The organism is Aquimarina sp. EL_43 (assembly GCF_943422735.1).
GTDB lineage: Bacteria > Bacteroidota > Bacteroidia > Flavobacteriales > Flavobacteriaceae > Aquimarina > Aquimarina megaterium.
The window spans coordinates 3,243,091-3,260,006 of record NZ_CALSBR010000001.1 but is presented as its reverse complement, the minus strand read 5'-3'; the positions used below and the strand labels follow the sequence as shown (position 1 = coordinate 3,260,006).

The following is a 16,916-nucleotide window of genomic DNA, read 5'->3' as shown; positions in this document are numbered from 1 at the left end:
ATTTTATATGAATAAAAGTATTTTTGACATATCGTTTCAACATAAAGATATCAATAGCAAAATTGTAATTGGCCTGGAACGTATTTCTGAGGTCTTTAGAACGTTGTTATGGGAACACGCAAAAACTGCAGGCTTAAGTCCTATACAGATACAGATTATAATTTTCATAGCATATCACAAAGAAGATTTATGTACCGTAAGTCATCTTGCAAAAGAATTTAATGTAACTAAACCTACGATTAGTGATGCGGTTAAGACATTAGAAAAAAAAGAAATGATCTTCAAAAATAAGACGTCAACAGATAATAGAAGTTATTATATAAGCTTAACCCCAAAAGGTCAAAAAAATGTTTCTGAAGCCGAAAATTTTGCAGACCCCATCAAGAAGCAACTTTTAAATTTTAATACCGAGGAACAGGAATCTCTGTTAAAGACTATAAACATTTTAATTTATCAACTAAACAGATCAGGAATATTATCGGTACAGAGAACTTGTTATGCTTGTAAATTCTATGAAAAAAACGATAACAATCATTATTGTAATTTTATTCAAACAGAGCTTAAAGATGTAGATATTAGATTAGATTGCGCTGACTTTGAAGAAAAACCATAAAAAAAACCTCCTAAATCAAGTTTCAGGAGGTTTTTATGTACAATTAGAGAATCTAATTTATCCTTTTACAGGTTTTGTTGTTTTTTTATTATTTAAATGTTTTGCATAAAATCCCATCATAGCTTTATACATCTCTATAGAGTTTTCTTCTTTACCAAAACCATGACCTTCATCATATTTTACCATATAAGGTACATCAAACCCCTTATCTCTTAAAGCTTTAACGATCTGATCTGATTCATCTATATTTACTCTGGGGTCATTTGCTCCTTGCACTACAAATAGTGGTTTTTTAATTTTATCTATTTGATATACAGGAGACACTTCTTCCATGATAGCTTTTTCTTCGGCCACATCTTCATCATACCATATTTCTTTTATGATCTTTAAATAAGGTTTCCAATAAGGAGGAATGGTTTTCATAAAAGTAAACAAATTAGAAACTCCAACGTAATCTACACCACAAGTATACAAATCAGGAGTTTTAGTTAGCCCTCTCAACACAGCATATCCACCATGACTCCCTCCATAGATAGCTACTTTATCTTTATTTACCCAACCTTGATCGATTACATACTTTAATCCATCCTCTACATCGTCCATGGCTTTTCTTCCAATTTCTTTAAATCCTGACTCTAAAAACTCTCTTCCGTAACCCCCAGATATTCTAAAATTCACTTGCAAAGTTGCATATCCTCTACTAGCAAACAATTGAGCTTCTGGATTAAATCCCCATGAATCACGAATACCTTGTGGTCCGCCGTGTGGATTTACAATCAATGGAACTTTCTTTCCTTGTAATGCTTCTTTTGGTAAAGTGATATATCCATTTATAGTTAAGCCATCTCTACTTGTAAAAGTAATTGGACGCATTTCGGCCATATCTTTTTCCTTCAACTGTGGCATTAAGTTGTATAACAACTTAAATTCGCCAGTCTTGGTGTCGTAAGAATAATATACTCCATATAATTTATCACTTTGTAAGAAAATTAAATATTTATCTTCTTCATCCGTTTTATCTGCAATAGAGTATTGATGATCTGGAAACTTCGTTGTAATTTTTGCGTGTAATTTCTTATAATAATCACTTACGGGTACAATTATACTCTTTTCTCCCTCATAAGAAAAGTAGTCTAACTCATACCCTCTTTTTTTTGACACCGAAAGGCTAGATACATCATATTCATCGTTCGAGAAAATTTTCTTAATCACTTTATCTGCCTTAAGATCGTATAAATAAATTTGAGATTTATCAGATTTCAGATTAGAAACCACATATGCATCATGAGGATTATCTGTAGCATAATCAAATCTCAGAATAGAAAATGTATCTTTCCAATTTAACTGTTTAATGATTTCATATTTTCCTTCTTCCTTGGCATAATATAAATCAAAGTTTACTCCATCTCTGATTTTGGCATATCCTTTAAGGTTACCATCTTTATCAAAACTATATCCTGCAATTGGATTTGCAGCATCTTCATTTTTGAATAATTGTTTAATCTCACCAGTAACTATATTGATTTTATAAGGTTCAAAAATTTGTTTGTTATTCTTGTTCATAGAAATGATCATATGATCTTCATCTTCTTTTAAACCTTCAAGAATATTTACCTGAACACCTTCAAAAGGAGTTAATTCTTTTTGATCTGATCCATCAATATTTGCAGCAAAGAGATGATAATCTTCATTTCCTCCTTTATCCATTACATAAACCAAACGGTTATTATTTGCCCAACCATACCCTCGAATCAATTCTTCTTTTTCTTCAATAACACGAGTAACTTTGTTTGTGGCAATTTCTTTTACATATACATGATTCTTTTTATTATCATCTTTTTCTCTATAAGAAAGATATTTCCCGTTGGGAGAAAAGCGAAAAGTTCTGGCTTTAGGTTTGGCAAAATAATCTTCAACTGAATATTTATAATCCCCTTTATCCAAATTACTTAATTCTACAAGAGCAGAATCTGTAGTAACCAATTCTGGGTTACCTGGTATAGTTTTTTCTGATTTTTCCATTTCTAGTGGTAGTTCCATTCCGCCTTGATAAAAAGTTCCTGTAAGTTTTTTTGCATCGACAGTTGCTACATATTTAACTCCTGCTTGTTTTAATGCTAAAGTTAATTGATTGTTTTCAAAAAGTGCTGTATCCATAGGGATTCCTGTTGCTCCTTGAGATGGGCTATCCATTGTTGCTGCTAATGCCCCATTCGTTTTTTCTATATGAAATGCTAAAGGAATTTCTGCCCCCTGAACCGATAATTTCCCTTTCCAAGTTCCTGTAACTTCTTGTCCATACGACTGAGTAAAAGACATGCACAGTAACACGATAAAGGTGGTCCATACTTTTAATGATTTTGTTTTCATTATGTGTTAGATTTTATTGATTAATTAAGAGTGTTTGTAAATAGTAAGTAACCTAATTCTACTTTTTGTTACATCATTCATCATAAATTAGTCAAGTAGTTATTCATTTTTTCTGTAACCATTAATGTATTAGAGCGTCATATGGATAAATCAATCAAAACAAGTATTATGATAACTACAAAACATAGACCAGGGATTATATTTTTGTTACTACTATTATGCATTGCTATACCACTAACTTCTTTTTCACAAAGTCTCGAAGAAAAATTTGATACTCTTCTCCAAGAGAGATATAAACCAGATGGCTCTGGAGCTACTGTTTTGGTAGCTAAACAAGGAAAAATCATTTACCATAAAGCTTTTGGACTTGCTAATATAGAACTAGAAGTTCCTATGAAACCTAGTAATGTTTTCGAAATAGGTTCTATAACTAAACAATTTACCTCGGTTGCTATCTTAATGCTTATGGAGCAAGGTAAACTTACCATCGAAGATGAAATCACCAAATTCATCCCGGATTATCCTACACATGGAAAAAAAATAACAATACATCACCTCTTAAACCATACTTCGGGAATTAAGAGCTACACCTCTATGAATTTATCAGAGATCGCTGCAAAAGATATGACTCCTACCGAGTTGATTAATTATTTTAAAAATGAACCTATGGATTTTGATCCTGGTGAAAAATGGTTATATAATAACTCTGGATATATTATCCTGGGTTTTATAATCGAAAAAATTTCTGGGCAATCTTATGAGGATTTTATAGAGCAAAATATTTTCAAACCATTAGCAATGAATAATTCATACTATGGCAGTAAAAGAGAAATCATCAAAAACAGAGCTTCGGGATATCAAACTCGAGAAGGATATATTAATTCTGCTTACCTAAGCATGACATTACCCTATGCCGCCGGTTCGTTGATGAGTACTGTAGAAGATTTACACAAATGGCAAAATGCAGTTAATACCAATACTCTGGTTAAAGCAGAAACTATTAAAAAAGCATTTCAGAATACAACACTAAATAATGGAAAACCTACTTATTATGGATATGGGTGGAGCGTAAATGAGATCAATGGAGTACCCACAATTGAACATGGTGGCGGCATCTTTGGATATACCTCCTATCAGATTTATATTCCCGAAGAAGATGTACATGCTGCAATATTAACCAATTGCAACTGCAATAGCCCTACAGACATTACAATTCGTATTGCAGCAATTGCGATAGATAAACCATATGGTGAAGAGAAAAAAACAAATGTTTCAGCTTCAGCATTAAAAAAGCTAACAGGTGTATATAAATTTGAAGATGGAGCAGTAAGAAGTATTAGCCTAAAGGATGGTCAATTATACAGCCAAAGAGATGCCGGTAAGCAATTCAAAATTTTTCCTAAAGCAGAAAACACTTTTTTCTTCGAGGATAGTTTTTCTGAAATCTTGTTTAAAACTGGTAGTAAAAAACCTGAAGCTATTTTTAAAAACAGAGTTAAAGAAACTAAAGGATATAAAACAAATGCACCTATTCCTGCAGATAAAAAGGCAATTACTGTATCAGAAAATATACTTAGCCAATATGTAGGGGTTTACCAAATCAAAGAAGGATTTAATCTTACAATATCTTTAGAAAACGGGCAGCTAATTTCGCAAGCAACAGGGCAAAAAAGTTTCAAAATATATCCAGAAAGCGAAACTGTATTTTTTGTAAAAGAGTTCTCTGCTTCTCTAGAGTTTATAAAAGAAAATAATAAAGTGGTTAGCGCTGTACTTAATCAAGGAGGGCAAAAAACTCCCGCCAAACGTATTGATTAGTTTTTTTATAAAGTTACCATATCTTTCTGTTACATTTTTCCTAAAAATTGTTTGTTGAAGTATTGGTTTTAGTAATTTTGATACTTATAACACGAACTATTATTTATGAAAAATCTATGGATTTTGATCATGGCCATTATCATTTTAAGCTGTGGTAACAATAAAAAGCAAGAAAATCAAACTACAGATGCTACAGATAACAAAACCGAAAAGATTCCGGTAGAACCAGATGGTGGTATGGGAGATGGCGCTATATCTATTATGGATCATCATATTAAAAACATTGAGAACGCACATAAAAAAGATGATTTCCTAAAGCATAAAGCGGTAAGTTTTAACATTGCGATTTCCTTTGGTGGTAAATTACGTCTGGATGGTAAAATCACTATGTTAACGAATTCTACAAAAATCAGAATTGATAAAAAAGATGAGAGTAAATTGATCTATACTGGCGAAAAAGTTTTTTTGTGCCCAGAAGATGCAAGCGATAAAGGAGCACGTTTCGATATCTTTACTTGGACTTATTTCTTTGCCATGCCATATAAATTAAATGATCCCGGCAGCAAATTAGAGCTTGAAGACATGAGATCTTTAAGCGAAGTAGACTATCAAACTGCTAAGCTTTCCTTCGAAAAAGGTATTGGGGATTCTCCAGATGATTGGTATATTATTTATACAGATCCCAAAGATCACACTTTACAAGCCACAGCGTATATTGTTACGTTTGGAAGTAAAGGTGATATTACTAAGGCAGAGAGTGATCCACATATTATACAATATCAAGATTTTAAAACCATAGAAGGAATACCATTTGCTACGAAATGGATGTTTTATGGTTGGACTGAAGAAAAAGGTATCACTACTGAATTGGGAGAAGCTACAATTACAGATATTACCTTTCTGGATGATGAAGGTTCTATTTTTGAAACTCCAGATAATGCCAAAGAGATAAAACTATAACACATTACTTTTTGCAGCATATAAAAATCCCTTCAGAAAAACTCTGAAGGGATTTTATTTTTCATGCTATTTCCTATGCAGTATTAATTTTTTGCTACATCGTTAAGGTGCGGCACATCTTGAGCGTTTGATGATTTTGATGTACCACACTGCCCTATTCGAGTCCAACCACTAGAAGTTCTTTCATACAAATACCCTCTATATGTTACACGATCTCCTACTTGATAATTTTGAGAACTAGACCAGGGAGCTACTCCCTCACAAATATCATTTCCACCACCACCGGGGTACATAATTTTTATTCCGGCAATATCTCCGCTAGAAAGTCCATTTCTTTGTGCATTATAAGTAGATCCATCTTTTTTTACAATAGTAGGTTGGCCATTTGCAGAAAAAGCATAAGAACCATATAACATAATCGAATTAAAATCTAACGAGTTAGTATACTCATCACCATCATACCCTTGCTGAGAATACGTTTTAAAATTAAAATCTCTATTCGCCTGTATATTCTGAAAATTGATTGTGATATACTGATCCCTGTCTTTTCTACTTTGCTCATGCCATAATCCTACAGCATGACCTATTTCATGAATTGTATTCCCTGTAGAGCATCCATTTGCAAGATTGATATTTTGTCTTCTACCTGTTCGGCCCACAGAAGAAGAGCATCCACTACCACTTCTAAAGTAGATATAGGCTGTCTGATTTGTTCTTTTCACAAATTTAAGACTTGTATTTGCCTCCCAATGTGCGATCGCATTGGTTACTCTTGCCTGATTAGGTAAACTACTTTGTATTTCATAATACACTGTGTTGTTTGGCCATCTACTTCCGGTACGTCCTGTACTTTTGCCATTTTTAACCATAACATCCTCTTTATCAATAAGAATATCTCCTAAAACATACTGTCCGTCGATTTCCTCGACTTCAACAGATTCCCCATTAAGCTCAATAGTAACTAATTTTCCTGTTCTTTCTGGATAGGCTTGCTCATGCAAGAATCCTTTTTCGACTATTGTCTGGTTTTCTAATTGTTCGTGAGCATTGTCTTGATCCTTCTCACAAGAAACGAAAGTTGTGCATGCAACGAATGCTAAAGCACCTAGTACAGTGCTCTTAAAAACTGTTTTCATAATGTATATATTTGAGTTTGTGTTATAAAGTAAACTTCAATTTTCTTGTTTTTATTGCTCTTAATGCAATACAATAACCAAAACCTGCTTAACATACTGATACAGATTACCATATAAATATTTTCATAAAAACATCAAGTTATAAAATGATCAGTTTTTTTTGTATCTTTAAGAGACACAAGTTTTTCTAAAATTTATTCTCATGACACCTCTATTTAAAAAATTACAGCTACCTCCCTTTTTAGATGAGATACTAATACTTAATGAACCCGAAGGGTTTTGTGAAGACCTTGATTGTCTTAAAGGTGTAAATGTTAAAGAATCTTTGATTCAGGTATCAGAGGTTGATTTTGCTGTTATATTTGTTACTGAAAAGAAGCAAATAGAAAATCGTATAGAAACCGTATATCCAAAACTGGTAGGTGATGCAATACTTTGGTTTGCATATCCTAAAAAAAACTCTAAAAAATATACCACAGAAATTAATAGAGATTATGGCTGGGGAGTTCTTGGAGATTATAATCTCGAACCAATAAATCATGTTTCTATTAATACAGATTGGAATGCGCTACGCTTTAGAAAAATAAGCTTTATTAAAATGATAGCTCATAACAAAAATCATTCGCTTAGAGAAGCTGGTAAAGAAAAAGCTACCGGGGTTTCATGAGTTGGCACTTATATGTTTTATCATTCATCTTTGGTATTGCCGGAGTTTTTCATCTAATTCGCCCTAAGGCATTCATGAGAATAATGCCTTTATATATTCCTTATCACAAACTATTGGTTTATTTAAGTGGTATTGCAGAGGTTTCTGTGAGTTTTGGTTTATTATTTGCACCAACCAGAACATTTTCTGCATGGAGTATAATTTTTATGCTCATTCTATTTTTTCCAGTTCATATACACATGCTTGTACATAAAAAAGCGAGTTTAAATTTACCAAAATTCGTTTTAGTCACTAGATTGTTACTTCAATTTGGTTTGATATATTGGGCATCTCTTTATCTTTAATTTTTTATTTATTTCAAATTAGTATGCTGAAGAGGGTGATAATTCGATAAAAAAACCCTTACAAAACTGTAAGGGCGCTTTTAACATCAAACAAAATTAACTTATGAAAAAAAACCTCTCTGCAAAGAGGCAGCTATTTTTTTTATATTTTATGATATAACTTGGTATGAATCTTTATCATAGCTTATAGCGTTTAAATTGTACTTACCATTTTTTAATAATACCATAGCAATACCGCAAAAAACCAGATGAATAAGTGCCAAAATCAGACAATCTGCATCTACCAAAAACAAAGTGAAAAAAGTAAATAGTATGATGATCGCGATTAGAGCTTTTCTAACAAAAATCTTTAGAATCAAGAACATCCCTATTACAAATTCCTCAAAAGGCACTAATGGAGCAAGGGCTTCTACAAAACCTATATTAAATACCGTAGCATTATCAAAATATATGTCCAGTCGCTCTAAAAACTCAGAATACCTAATTACATTATAAGTACCATACAACACCAGCAACACTCCAAATATCACTCTAGTGAGATGATATAAATAAATTCTAATTTTCATGATAGATTTGTGTGAAATTTTGAGCGGCAAATTTATATTTTACCTTTATTCTAATTCTTGTATAATTTTGTATATAACTTGTATAAAAAACAATCTAATCAATTAGTTATCAACACAATCAAACATATTTATCTAAAAATACTTGTATAAAAGAATTCCTGTTTTATTGATTTTATTTTTGTAACTTTAAAATGTTAAAGAATTGTTTATGAACCGTTATACCTTGAATGAAACTTTTGTTGTACATCAATATGCTATTGATGAATGGGAAGCGGAACCTCATAATCATAACTATTTTGAAATCATTTTTATTGAAAAAGGAAGTGGATATCATACCATTAATGATATACGGTTTCCTTATAAAGAAAACAATATCTTTTTACTAGCGCCAGAGGACACACATCACTTCGAAATTGAAAAGCGTACTAATTTTACTTATTTCAAGTTTACAGAGCTTTTGTTTTCTAGTAAAGTCAATCTTCCGGACAGAAAATATTGGTTACAACGTATTGAGCAATTATTACACCAACCAAATATTATACCAGGAGATGTAATTTCTCATGAAGAAGACCGAAGTATTATTTGGGATATTCATAATGTCGTCCTAGAAGAGTTTAAAAATGAGAAAGTATATTATCAGGAAATTATTTCTAATGCAATAAGTACTATTCTAAGTATAATAGTTCGTAATATTTCTGAAAAATATAATTCACATCAAAAAAATATCCTTGTTTCTCACAACAAAATAGATTCGATCTTAAGCCATATTAGACAACATGTTTATGACAATGATCTTACTAAGATTAATTTTTTGGCAAATAAGTTTAATATGTCTCAGAGTTCAATTAGCACATATTTTAAAAGAAAAACAGGAGAATCTATACACCAATACGTTACAAAATATAAAATGAAGTTGGTCGAGTATCGTTTACAACATACCGAATTTACTATTGCAGAAATTGCATATCAATTAGGATATACAGATGAGAGTCATCTTACCAAAACTTTTAAAAAGCATTTTTCGATGTCTCCCAAGCAATACCGTAACGAAATGTCTATTAGCTAATCGTGATTTTATCCAAAAATTTCATTTAATATTTTAGCCAGTCGTATTCCTCCTTTTTGCAATTGGGTACGTACTATAGGAAAATAATCATACATATATTTATAACCTAGTTTTTCGCCTACATTTGCCGATCCATATACTTGTTGTGCAAGCTTTTGGGATTCGTGCACCCAGTTTACAATACCACCGTTTTGAATTACTTTAATCTCATTCTTAGATAAAACTGTCTTATTTATAGATAATTCTGTATAGCTCATACCATAATAATCTATCATATCACTATCCCAAACCCTATGTAAGTTAGATCCACCTCTAAACCAACGTACCTGAATATCATTTCCTCCTTTATCTTCTCCTCTACCCACATGAAGTGGTTGATGTAAATCACCAATAAAATGCACTAGCATTTTAAGATGAAACATCATATCTTCTTTAGATGATTTTTCATCTTTTAATACCGATATACATGTATTTATCCCTTTTACCAAATCGCCGTATTCACTAGGCTCTTCTTCACCATATTTCTTATCAAATGGAAAATTAACATAATGCCAAGGGCTATAACCTCTATATTTTTTGTCACTCTTAATTTCATCAGCAAATGTAGAAACCAAAGCAAGACTTTGACCATTAAGAAGTTTTGCTATATTACGCCTTGCTTTTTTTGTCAAGTACGAATCTGCGATCTGACCCGTAGCTCTATGCCCTGTCTTTCCCCAATCATAATCTGCAGAAAATCCAGATAATGAAATTATGAATAAAACAAGTAACCATTTATATTGAAGTTTCATTTATATATATTTTGAAGCAAAGATAAAAAAGGGTATGTTAGTGATTCGTTAAAAATGATTAATTACGCGTAAATAACATTAAAATAACAAATAGTAATTGTCTCAAATCAAAATATGCTTTCAAATTTGTCGTTTTATCTGTTTTATGTATGTTGTGTTAGATAATCAAACACGATTCAATTCATATTAAACATTTAGCCAATATCAATTTGATTAATATTCATTTCTTATTTGTTATATAAACAAACCCCACCTACTATGAAGAGTAAATTTTATTTATTTATGATCTTGATTTCTGCATTGACTTTTGCTCAAAAAAAAGAATTTAACTCTGCAGTTGTTAAAATCAATAAATATATAGAGGGTTCTTTGGTTACTCCATATTCTGAAGATAATGTTCCTTTGGTTATTTTTATAATGGATGCCGGAGCGATTAATAGGGATGGCAATGATCGAATGTCTAAAAATGATACTTTTAAGAAACTTTCTTATGAACTTGCTAAAGAAGGTATTGCAACTTATCGCTATGACAAAAGGCTTTTTAAGATGGATGGTTTAGGAATTAAGGAGCATGAAATTTCTTTAGATCATTATATTGAAGATGCAATATCAATAATAGATTATTTCAATAAAAACGGAAAATACAAAAAAGTCATTATCGCTGGTCATGGTCAAGGTTCTTTAGTAGGGATGATTGCTGCAAAAGGAAGGGCAGATGGTTTTATTTCTATAGCAGGAAATGCAGTATCAATAGATCAGGTAATTATAGAACAAATTGCGAAACAGGCTCCTGGTCTAGATAAAAGTGCTTCTGTAGCTTTTAAGCAATTAAAAGAAAATGGAAGGGCTACTAGTTATGACCCAGCATTAGAATCTATTTTTAGATATAATTTACAACCCTTTATGAGTTCCTGGATAAAATATAATCCTTCTGAGGAAATTTTAAAATTAGAAATGCCTATTCTCATAATTTATGGTGATAAAGATATCCAGGTAGAATCAATCCAAGCAGAGAAATTTAAAGAGATTATACCGCAAGCCGAATATCTATTTGTTACAGATATGAATCATATCTTAAAAGAAATTAAAGGAGGTCGACTAGAAAATCACAAATCATATAATGAACCCTTTAGAAAAATAATGCCCGAAGTTCTAACCGGGATTACTAACTTTGTGAATCAATAGTTTATTAAAAAATTATATAACCCTAATCAAAAACACCTAATGCCACATCGCATTGTATTCTCTGATATTGATGGAACACTACTAAATTCTGAAAGAGAGCTTTCTGAACTTACGATTTCAGAAATTAAGAGAATTAAAAACACTATACCTGTAGTTTTAATTTCTTCGAGAATGCCAGATGCTATGAATCATTTGCAAGAAGAATTAGATATAAAAAACCAACCTATGATATGCTATAATGGAGGGTTAATTTTGGTAGATCAAAAACCTGTTCATTCTACTTTTATATCTCCAGATATTATAGAAGAATTAGATACTTTTAATAAAGATCAAAAATTTCATATAAGCTTATATCACAATAATGATTGGTTTGTTCCTAAAATGGATTTTTGGGCCAATCGTGAAGCAAATAACACCAAAGTAAATCCAGTGGTAAAGTCAACCCAACATGTGATACAAGAGTGGAAAACTCATAACAAAGGAGCTCATAAGATTATGTGTATGGGTGAAGAATCCTACATAGATCAAGCCTATGCATTTTTAGAAAATCGTTTCAAAGACACTCTTCATTTATATCGTTCTAAACCAACATATATAGAGATTGCACATAAAAGTATTTCAAAATTAACTGCCATAGAAATACTGCTTGACTCCTATTTTAAAATTCCTATTTCTGATGCAGTTGCATTTGGAGATAATTATAATGATATTGCAATGCTACAAGCAGTAGGAACTGGTGTAGCTGTAGCAAATGCAAAACCAGAAACTTTACAAGTAGCAAATGTTATTACGCTTTCTGGAAAAGAAAATGGAGTAGCAACATATATTCAAAAAAATATTTTATAACTGTGCAAAGAACGATTCATACCATAAAAACCCTACTATTTGCATTTGCCATATTTAATTTGGCTATTGGTTGTAAGACCACACAACTTCCTGTTGCATCAACAAATGTATCTACCATACGTGCTTCTATAGATCTTGTTAATGTAAAAGACGATAAAGTAAAAGTAGAAATCCAAATCGATAACTTGAATTCGGACACAATAAGTTACTACTTACCAAAAATTGTCCCCGGCACTTATCAAAATAACGACTTTGGTAAATATATCGACAATCTTAAAGCATTTGATCACGAGGGAAATTCTATTGATATTCAAAAATATGGGGATAATCGTTGGAAAATAAATAACGCCAAACAATTAGGCAAAATCACCTACTGGGTAAATGACACTTATGATTCTGAAGATTCTCACGATGTTTTCTCTCCAACAGGATCTAATATTATAAAAGACAAAAATTTCATTTTAAATCTATATGCCTTTGTGGGGTACTTTGGTGCAATGAAAGAAAATAAATACAAGCTATTTATTAAACACCCTTCTTTTCTGGAAGCTTCAGCTTCTGTTGAAGAAATACTTTTTGACAATGCAACAAATACTTCTAAAAACGATATCGATTATTTTTCTTTTAAAAGATACGCTGATGTAGTAGATAATCCTATAATGTATTCTATTCCTGATAAAGCCAGCTTTAAGGTCAATGATATAGAAATACTTCTAAGTGTTTATTCTAAAAACAAAACTCACAAAGCAGCAAGAATAATGCCCCAGATGGAGCGTATGATTAGAGCACAAAAGGATTTTCTTGGTGATATTAACTCTACAAAAAAATATACTATATTATTGTATCTGTCTTCTGCAAAATCTGATGATGCCCAAGGATTTGGGGCTCTGGAACATAATACCTCTACAGTAGTTGTGTTGCCAGAATCACTATCTCGTGAAAAACTTAATGAAGCGCTTACCGATGTTGTTTCTCATGAGTTTTTTCATATTGTAACACCATTAACCATTCATTCTAAAGAAATCCATAATTTTGATTATAACAGTCCTAAAATGTCTGAGCATTTGTGGTTATACGAAGGTACTACAGAGTATTTTTCGATGCTATTTCAAATTACACAAGGACTTATTACAAAAGATGAATTTTTTGAACGAATTATTGGTAAGATTGAAGCATCCTCTTCTTTTGATGATTCTATAGCTTTTACGACCATGAGTAAAAATATTTTGGTCGACCCCTATCGCAATAGCTATAGAAATGTTTATGAGAAAGGAGCGTTAATTTCTATGTGTCTGGATATCATAATGCGGGAAAGAAGTGATGGAGTTTATGGATTACTCGATCTTATAAAAAATTTATCGGTTCGATATGGTATCGATGTTCCTTTTGATGATAAAGAACTTATTAAAGCTATAGAAGAAGATTCATATCCAGAAGTGAGTGCATTTTTACAAACACATGTTATGGGTAATACTCCTATTGACTATGAATTTTATCTTAATAAAGCTGGAGTACTTTATGGAACAAAGAATGCACCTTCTTCTTATTTTATTTTTAAACAAGAACCTTTTGTAACTGGTTCTGAAGCTACTAAAGAAGTTATTTTTACATCTGATATCCCATTTAACAGCTTTTTAAAAGAACTGGGGATTTTAGAAGGAGACGTTTTGCTAAGCATTAACAAAAAAGAATATAATCTTAATAATATATATGATCTGTTTGGTGATTCTAATAAATGGAAAATTGGAGATGAAATTACATTTAGAATTAAGCGTAACAATAAGATCATGACACTCAAATCCAATGTAACCAAACCTACTATAGAGAAGATAATTTTAGAACAAGACCCAAAGGCTTCAGAACAACAAAAGATGTTATTAAAAAAATGGATTAATGACTAGAAACTCCTATTTTGATATCGTTTTTGTCTTCTTCAAATTAAATGTATTTTGCGATATATCTTTTTTAAAACTAAATAATTAATAATGGAGAACGTTCCTTTTTTTACAAATGACACTATAGTTTTTGGGATTTTAATGCTTTGTTTAGGGTTAGTTTTTTATACTTCCTCTATTCATAATAATTTTTGGAAAACCTTCTATAAGTTTGTTCCCGCACTACTACTTTGTTATTTATTACCTGCTATATTCAACTCATTGGGAATCATTTCTCCGACATGGAAAGAACTAAATGCAGAAGGAGTATTAGTAGAAAAATCTTCTAATGTATATTATGTTGCCAGTAGATTTTTACTTCCTGCTTCTTTGGTGTTAATGACATTAAGCATCGATCTCAAAAGTATTTTTAATTTAGGTCCAAAGGCATTAATTATGTTTTTAACAGGCACCCTTGGTGTTATCATTGGTGGCCCAATTGCAATTCTACTCATTTCTCTCGTTTCACCAGAAACTGTTGGCGGAGCTGGATTTGACGCCATTTGGAGAGGATTATCTACATTAGCAGGTAGTTGGATTGGTGGAGGAGCAAATCAAGCTGCTATGCTAGAAATTTATCAATACAATCCCGAAAAATATGGAGGAATGGTATTGGTTGATATTGTAGTTGCAAATATATGGATGGCTATATTATTACTTGGTATTGGTAAGAGTGATAAAATTGATCGGTGGTTAAAAGCAGACAATAGTGCCATCGAAGCTTTAAAGCAAAAAGTATCCAGTTACGCAGAAAGCATAACCCGAAACCCATCTCTATCGGATTATATCATTATGCTTTCTATTGCATTTACTGTTGTAGGGATTTCGCATTGGGGAGCCGCAGGGATCTCTAATCTATTGTCTGATAATTTTGAAATTTTTAACGATAAGAGTTCTGCATTATCATCGTTTACTTCTAAATTTTTCTGGATGATTACCATTGCTACTGCAATTGGAATTCTGTTATCGTACACCAAAGTAAAACAATATGAAGGAGCAGGAGCCAGTAAACTGGGAAGTGTCTTTATTTATATTCTGGTAGCTACTATAGGAATGAAAATGGATATCGGTAAAATTTTCGAAAACCCTGGACTTATTGCCATCGGACTTGTTTGGATGGCTATACATGTCTTCCTTCTTATTGGAGTAGCCAAGTTGATCAAAGCTCCATACTTTTTTCTTGCTGTAGGTAGTAAAGCTAATATAGGAGGGGCCGCATCTGCACCTGTAGTCGCAGCAGCATTTCACCCTTCACTCGCAACAGTAGGTGTATTGCTTGCCGTTTTTGGATATGTAGTAGGAACATACGGAGCCATTTTATGTACCATTCTTATGCAAATAGCCTCGGGGAGCTAATAAAAAAAGAGACCAAGTTTTTGACCATTAGATTCTATTTTTTTATTTCATTTAAAATAAAACTCGCATCTTTGTGGCCCTAGTAAAAATCAAAAATTAGTACATGAAGTATTTTTCTATTCTATTATTATTAACTGTATTATTAACGAATTGCAGTTCACCTACTAAGGAAGGGAATGTAACAGTAATAGGTAACATCAAAGGATTAAAAAAAGGAATCGTATACTTACAAAAAATACAGGATACATTATTGGTGAATGTAGACTCTGTAAGTATCGATGGTAATTCTGAATTTGTACTTAAATCTGAGGTTAAAGAACCAGAAATTCATTACCTATACCTCGATAAAAATGATGGAAAACAATATAATGATCGTATTGACTTTTTTGTAGAACCTGGAGAGATCACTATAACCACTAATTTACTTGATTTTGAAAATGATGTAAAAATAAAAGGTGGGAAAAATCAAGAGAAGTATACTGAATACAAAAAAATGCTTAAAAGATTCAATGAAAGAAATCTTAGGATCATCAAAGAAGATTTTGAAGCCAGTAAGCAAAAAGATGATGAAAAACTCATTGAAAATGATAAGGCATACAAAAATTTAATGCGTCAAAAATATTTATATACTATTAATTTTGCTGTAACAAACAGAAAATTAGAAGTAGCCCCCTATATCACACTTAATGAAGTTTTTGATGCCAACATAAAATTTCTGGATACCGTTGCCAGATCTTTAAGTCCTAAGGTAAAAAAATCATTATACGGAAAGCAGTTGATCAAGTACATTGATGATCGCAAAGCTAAAGAAGCAGAAGTAAAGGCTAATACAGAAGAATAACTTTCTAAAATTCTGTAGATTTTAAACTATTTAAAATGTCTTATGATTCCCAAAAATAATTTCTGGAAGAAGAATTAGTATACAAATTCTTAGTTGAATTTTATAAAAGCCTTAAACTCATAAAAAAAAGAAAAGCGAACCGAAGTTCGCTAAATTTTATGGCCAACATTTCTTAGGACATGTACGCATAAAAGATTCGAGATCACAATCATTAGTTGCTCTCCCTCCTTTAATATGAGTTAAACTCAATTTAGAAATAGATTTTTTGTTAAGTTTTAACGACTTAATATCCTTTTTTTTCATGATATATATTTAAAGGTTAATAACATTACCAAGTTAAGAAAATATCTATTTATAAAAGTTAAAAAACGATTAATAAAAGAAGAGTTTGATCTATTCACGTGAGCGCCTATCACAGAATGT

16 protein-coding genes are annotated in these 16,916 nt (G+C 31.6%); 11 read left to right on the top strand and 5 right to left on the bottom strand.

Annotation, left to right across the window (positions count from 1 at the left end; translation table 11 throughout):
• The first annotated feature begins 7 nt into the window (after positions 1–7).
• Complete coding sequence (locus NNL09_RS13835) at positions 8–613, top strand: MarR family winged helix-turn-helix transcriptional regulator (RefSeq protein ID WP_196909588.1); 606 nt, start codon at positions 8–10, stop codon at positions 611–613.
• A 57-nt stretch (positions 614–670) separates the two neighbouring features.
• Here the strand turns inward: NNL09_RS13835 and NNL09_RS13830 are convergent, their stop codons facing one another.
• Complete coding sequence (locus tag NNL09_RS13830; protein ID WP_231389071.1) at positions 671–2,983, bottom strand: S9 family peptidase; 2,313 nt, start codon at positions 2,981–2,983, stop codon at positions 671–673.
• Positions 2,984–3,151: 168 nt separating this feature from the next.
• On the opposite strand from NNL09_RS13830, the gene NNL09_RS13825 reads away from it, so the two are divergent.
• A complete protein-coding gene (locus NNL09_RS13825; protein ID WP_196909587.1) occupies positions 3,152–4,801 on the top strand; it encodes a serine hydrolase in 1,650 nt (549 codons plus the stop codon).
• Positions 4,802–4,906: 105 nt separating this feature from the next.
• A complete protein-coding gene (locus tag NNL09_RS13820) occupies positions 4,907–5,761 on the top strand; it encodes a DUF6503 family protein (RefSeq protein ID WP_196909586.1) in 855 nt (284 codons plus the stop codon).
• Between the two features lie 83 nt (positions 5,762–5,844).
• On the opposite strand, the gene NNL09_RS13815 is transcribed toward NNL09_RS13820, so the two are convergent.
• Positions 5,845–6,897, bottom strand: a complete 1,053-nt coding sequence (locus NNL09_RS13815) for a M12 family metallopeptidase (protein ID WP_196909585.1) — start codon at positions 6,895–6,897, stop codon at positions 5,845–5,847.
• 202 nt (positions 6,898–7,099) lie between these two features.
• Between NNL09_RS13815 and NNL09_RS13810 the strand changes: the two genes are divergently transcribed.
• Positions 7,100–7,564 (top strand): hypothetical protein, encoded by a 465-nt coding sequence (locus NNL09_RS13810; RefSeq protein WP_025665967.1) that lies wholly within the window; start codon positions 7,100–7,102, stop codon positions 7,562–7,564.
• The gene (locus NNL09_RS26290) at positions 7,561–7,908 is read left to right on the top strand and encodes a hypothetical protein (protein WP_025665966.1); all 348 of its coding nucleotides are present in this window, start codon (positions 7,561–7,563) and stop codon (positions 7,906–7,908) included. The genes NNL09_RS13810 and NNL09_RS26290 overlap by 4 nt, the downstream gene beginning before the upstream one ends.
• A gap of 149 nt (positions 7,909–8,057) precedes the next feature.
• On the opposite strand, the gene NNL09_RS13805 is transcribed toward NNL09_RS26290, so the two are convergent.
• The gene (locus NNL09_RS13805; protein ID WP_196909584.1) at positions 8,058–8,474 is read right to left on the bottom strand and encodes a MauE/DoxX family redox-associated membrane protein; all 417 of its coding nucleotides are present in this window, start codon (positions 8,472–8,474) and stop codon (positions 8,058–8,060) included.
• Positions 8,475–8,682: 208 nt separating this feature from the next.
• On the opposite strand from NNL09_RS13805, the gene NNL09_RS13800 reads away from it, so the two are divergent.
• Positions 8,683–9,540: an AraC family transcriptional regulator gene (locus NNL09_RS13800; protein ID WP_025665964.1), complete on the top strand. Its 858-nt coding sequence runs from the start codon at positions 8,683–8,685 to the stop codon at positions 9,538–9,540.
• An 8-nt stretch (positions 9,541–9,548) separates the two neighbouring features.
• Here the strand turns inward: NNL09_RS13800 and NNL09_RS13795 are convergent, their stop codons facing one another.
• The gene (locus NNL09_RS13795) at positions 9,549–10,331 is read right to left on the bottom strand and encodes a S1/P1 nuclease (RefSeq protein WP_196909583.1); all 783 of its coding nucleotides are present in this window, start codon (positions 10,329–10,331) and stop codon (positions 9,549–9,551) included.
• Between the two features lie 258 nt (positions 10,332–10,589).
• Between NNL09_RS13795 and NNL09_RS13790 the strand changes: the two genes are divergently transcribed.
• The 5 genes from NNL09_RS13790 to NNL09_RS13770 all read left to right on the top strand — a co-directional run bounded on the left by NNL09_RS13790 (position 10,590) and on the right by NNL09_RS13770 (position 16,493).
• Positions 10,590–11,516 (top strand): alpha/beta hydrolase, encoded by a 927-nt coding sequence (locus tag NNL09_RS13790; RefSeq protein ID WP_025665962.1) that lies wholly within the window; start codon positions 10,590–10,592, stop codon positions 11,514–11,516.
• Positions 11,517–11,555: 39 nt separating this feature from the next.
• Positions 11,556–12,362, top strand: a complete 807-nt coding sequence (locus tag NNL09_RS13785) for a Cof-type HAD-IIB family hydrolase (protein WP_196909582.1) — start codon at positions 11,556–11,558, stop codon at positions 12,360–12,362.
• Between the two features lie 2 nt (positions 12,363–12,364).
• On the top strand, positions 12,365–14,263 hold the full coding sequence (locus NNL09_RS13780; protein ID WP_254514254.1) for a peptidase M61: 1,899 nt from the start codon (positions 12,365–12,367) through the stop codon (positions 14,261–14,263).
• Between the two features lie 84 nt (positions 14,264–14,347).
• Complete coding sequence (locus NNL09_RS13775; protein ID WP_196909581.1) at positions 14,348–15,652, top strand: DUF819 domain-containing protein; 1,305 nt, start codon at positions 14,348–14,350, stop codon at positions 15,650–15,652.
• Between the two features lie 103 nt (positions 15,653–15,755).
• A complete protein-coding gene (locus tag NNL09_RS13770) occupies positions 15,756–16,493 on the top strand; it encodes a DUF4369 domain-containing protein (RefSeq protein ID WP_025665958.1) in 738 nt (245 codons plus the stop codon).
• 156 nt (positions 16,494–16,649) lie between these two features.
• Here the strand turns inward: NNL09_RS13770 and NNL09_RS13765 are convergent, their stop codons facing one another.
• Positions 16,650–16,796 (bottom strand): hypothetical protein, encoded by a 147-nt coding sequence (locus tag NNL09_RS13765; RefSeq protein ID WP_160170107.1) that lies wholly within the window; start codon positions 16,794–16,796, stop codon positions 16,650–16,652.
• Positions 16,797–16,916 lie beyond the last annotated feature (120 nt).

Coding starts and splice junctions, on each gene's coding strand:
- NNL09_RS13835 (WP_196909588.1), top strand. CDS start 8: ATGAATAAAAGTATTTTTGACATATCGTTTCAACATAAAGATATCAAT.
- NNL09_RS13830 (WP_231389071.1), bottom strand. CDS start 2,983: ATGAAAACAAAATCATTAAAAGTATGGACCACCTTTATCGTGTTACTG.
- NNL09_RS13825 (WP_196909587.1), top strand. CDS start 3,152: ATGATAACTACAAAACATAGACCAGGGATTATATTTTTGTTACTACTA.
- NNL09_RS13820 (WP_196909586.1), top strand. CDS start 4,907: ATGAAAAATCTATGGATTTTGATCATGGCCATTATCATTTTAAGCTGT.
- NNL09_RS13815 (WP_196909585.1), bottom strand. CDS start 6,897: ATGAAAACAGTTTTTAAGAGCACTGTACTAGGTGCTTTAGCATTCGTT.
- NNL09_RS13810 (WP_025665967.1), top strand. CDS start 7,100: ATGACACCTCTATTTAAAAAATTACAGCTACCTCCCTTTTTAGATGAG.
- NNL09_RS26290 (WP_025665966.1), top strand. CDS start 7,561: ATGAGTTGGCACTTATATGTTTTATCATTCATCTTTGGTATTGCCGGA.
- NNL09_RS13805 (WP_196909584.1), bottom strand. CDS start 8,474: ATGAAAATTAGAATTTATTTATATCATCTCACTAGAGTGATATTTGGA.
- NNL09_RS13800 (WP_025665964.1), top strand. CDS start 8,683: ATGAACCGTTATACCTTGAATGAAACTTTTGTTGTACATCAATATGCT.
- NNL09_RS13795 (WP_196909583.1), bottom strand. CDS start 10,331: ATGAAACTTCAATATAAATGGTTACTTGTTTTATTCATAATTTCATTA.
- NNL09_RS13790 (WP_025665962.1), top strand. CDS start 10,590: ATGAAGAGTAAATTTTATTTATTTATGATCTTGATTTCTGCATTGACT.
- NNL09_RS13785 (WP_196909582.1), top strand. CDS start 11,556: ATGCCACATCGCATTGTATTCTCTGATATTGATGGAACACTACTAAAT.
- NNL09_RS13775 (WP_196909581.1), top strand. CDS start 14,348: ATGGAGAACGTTCCTTTTTTTACAAATGACACTATAGTTTTTGGGATT.
- NNL09_RS13770 (WP_025665958.1), top strand. CDS start 15,756: ATGAAGTATTTTTCTATTCTATTATTATTAACTGTATTATTAACGAAT.
- NNL09_RS13765 (WP_160170107.1), bottom strand. CDS start 16,796: ATGAAAAAAAAGGATATTAAGTCGTTAAAACTTAACAAAAAATCTATT.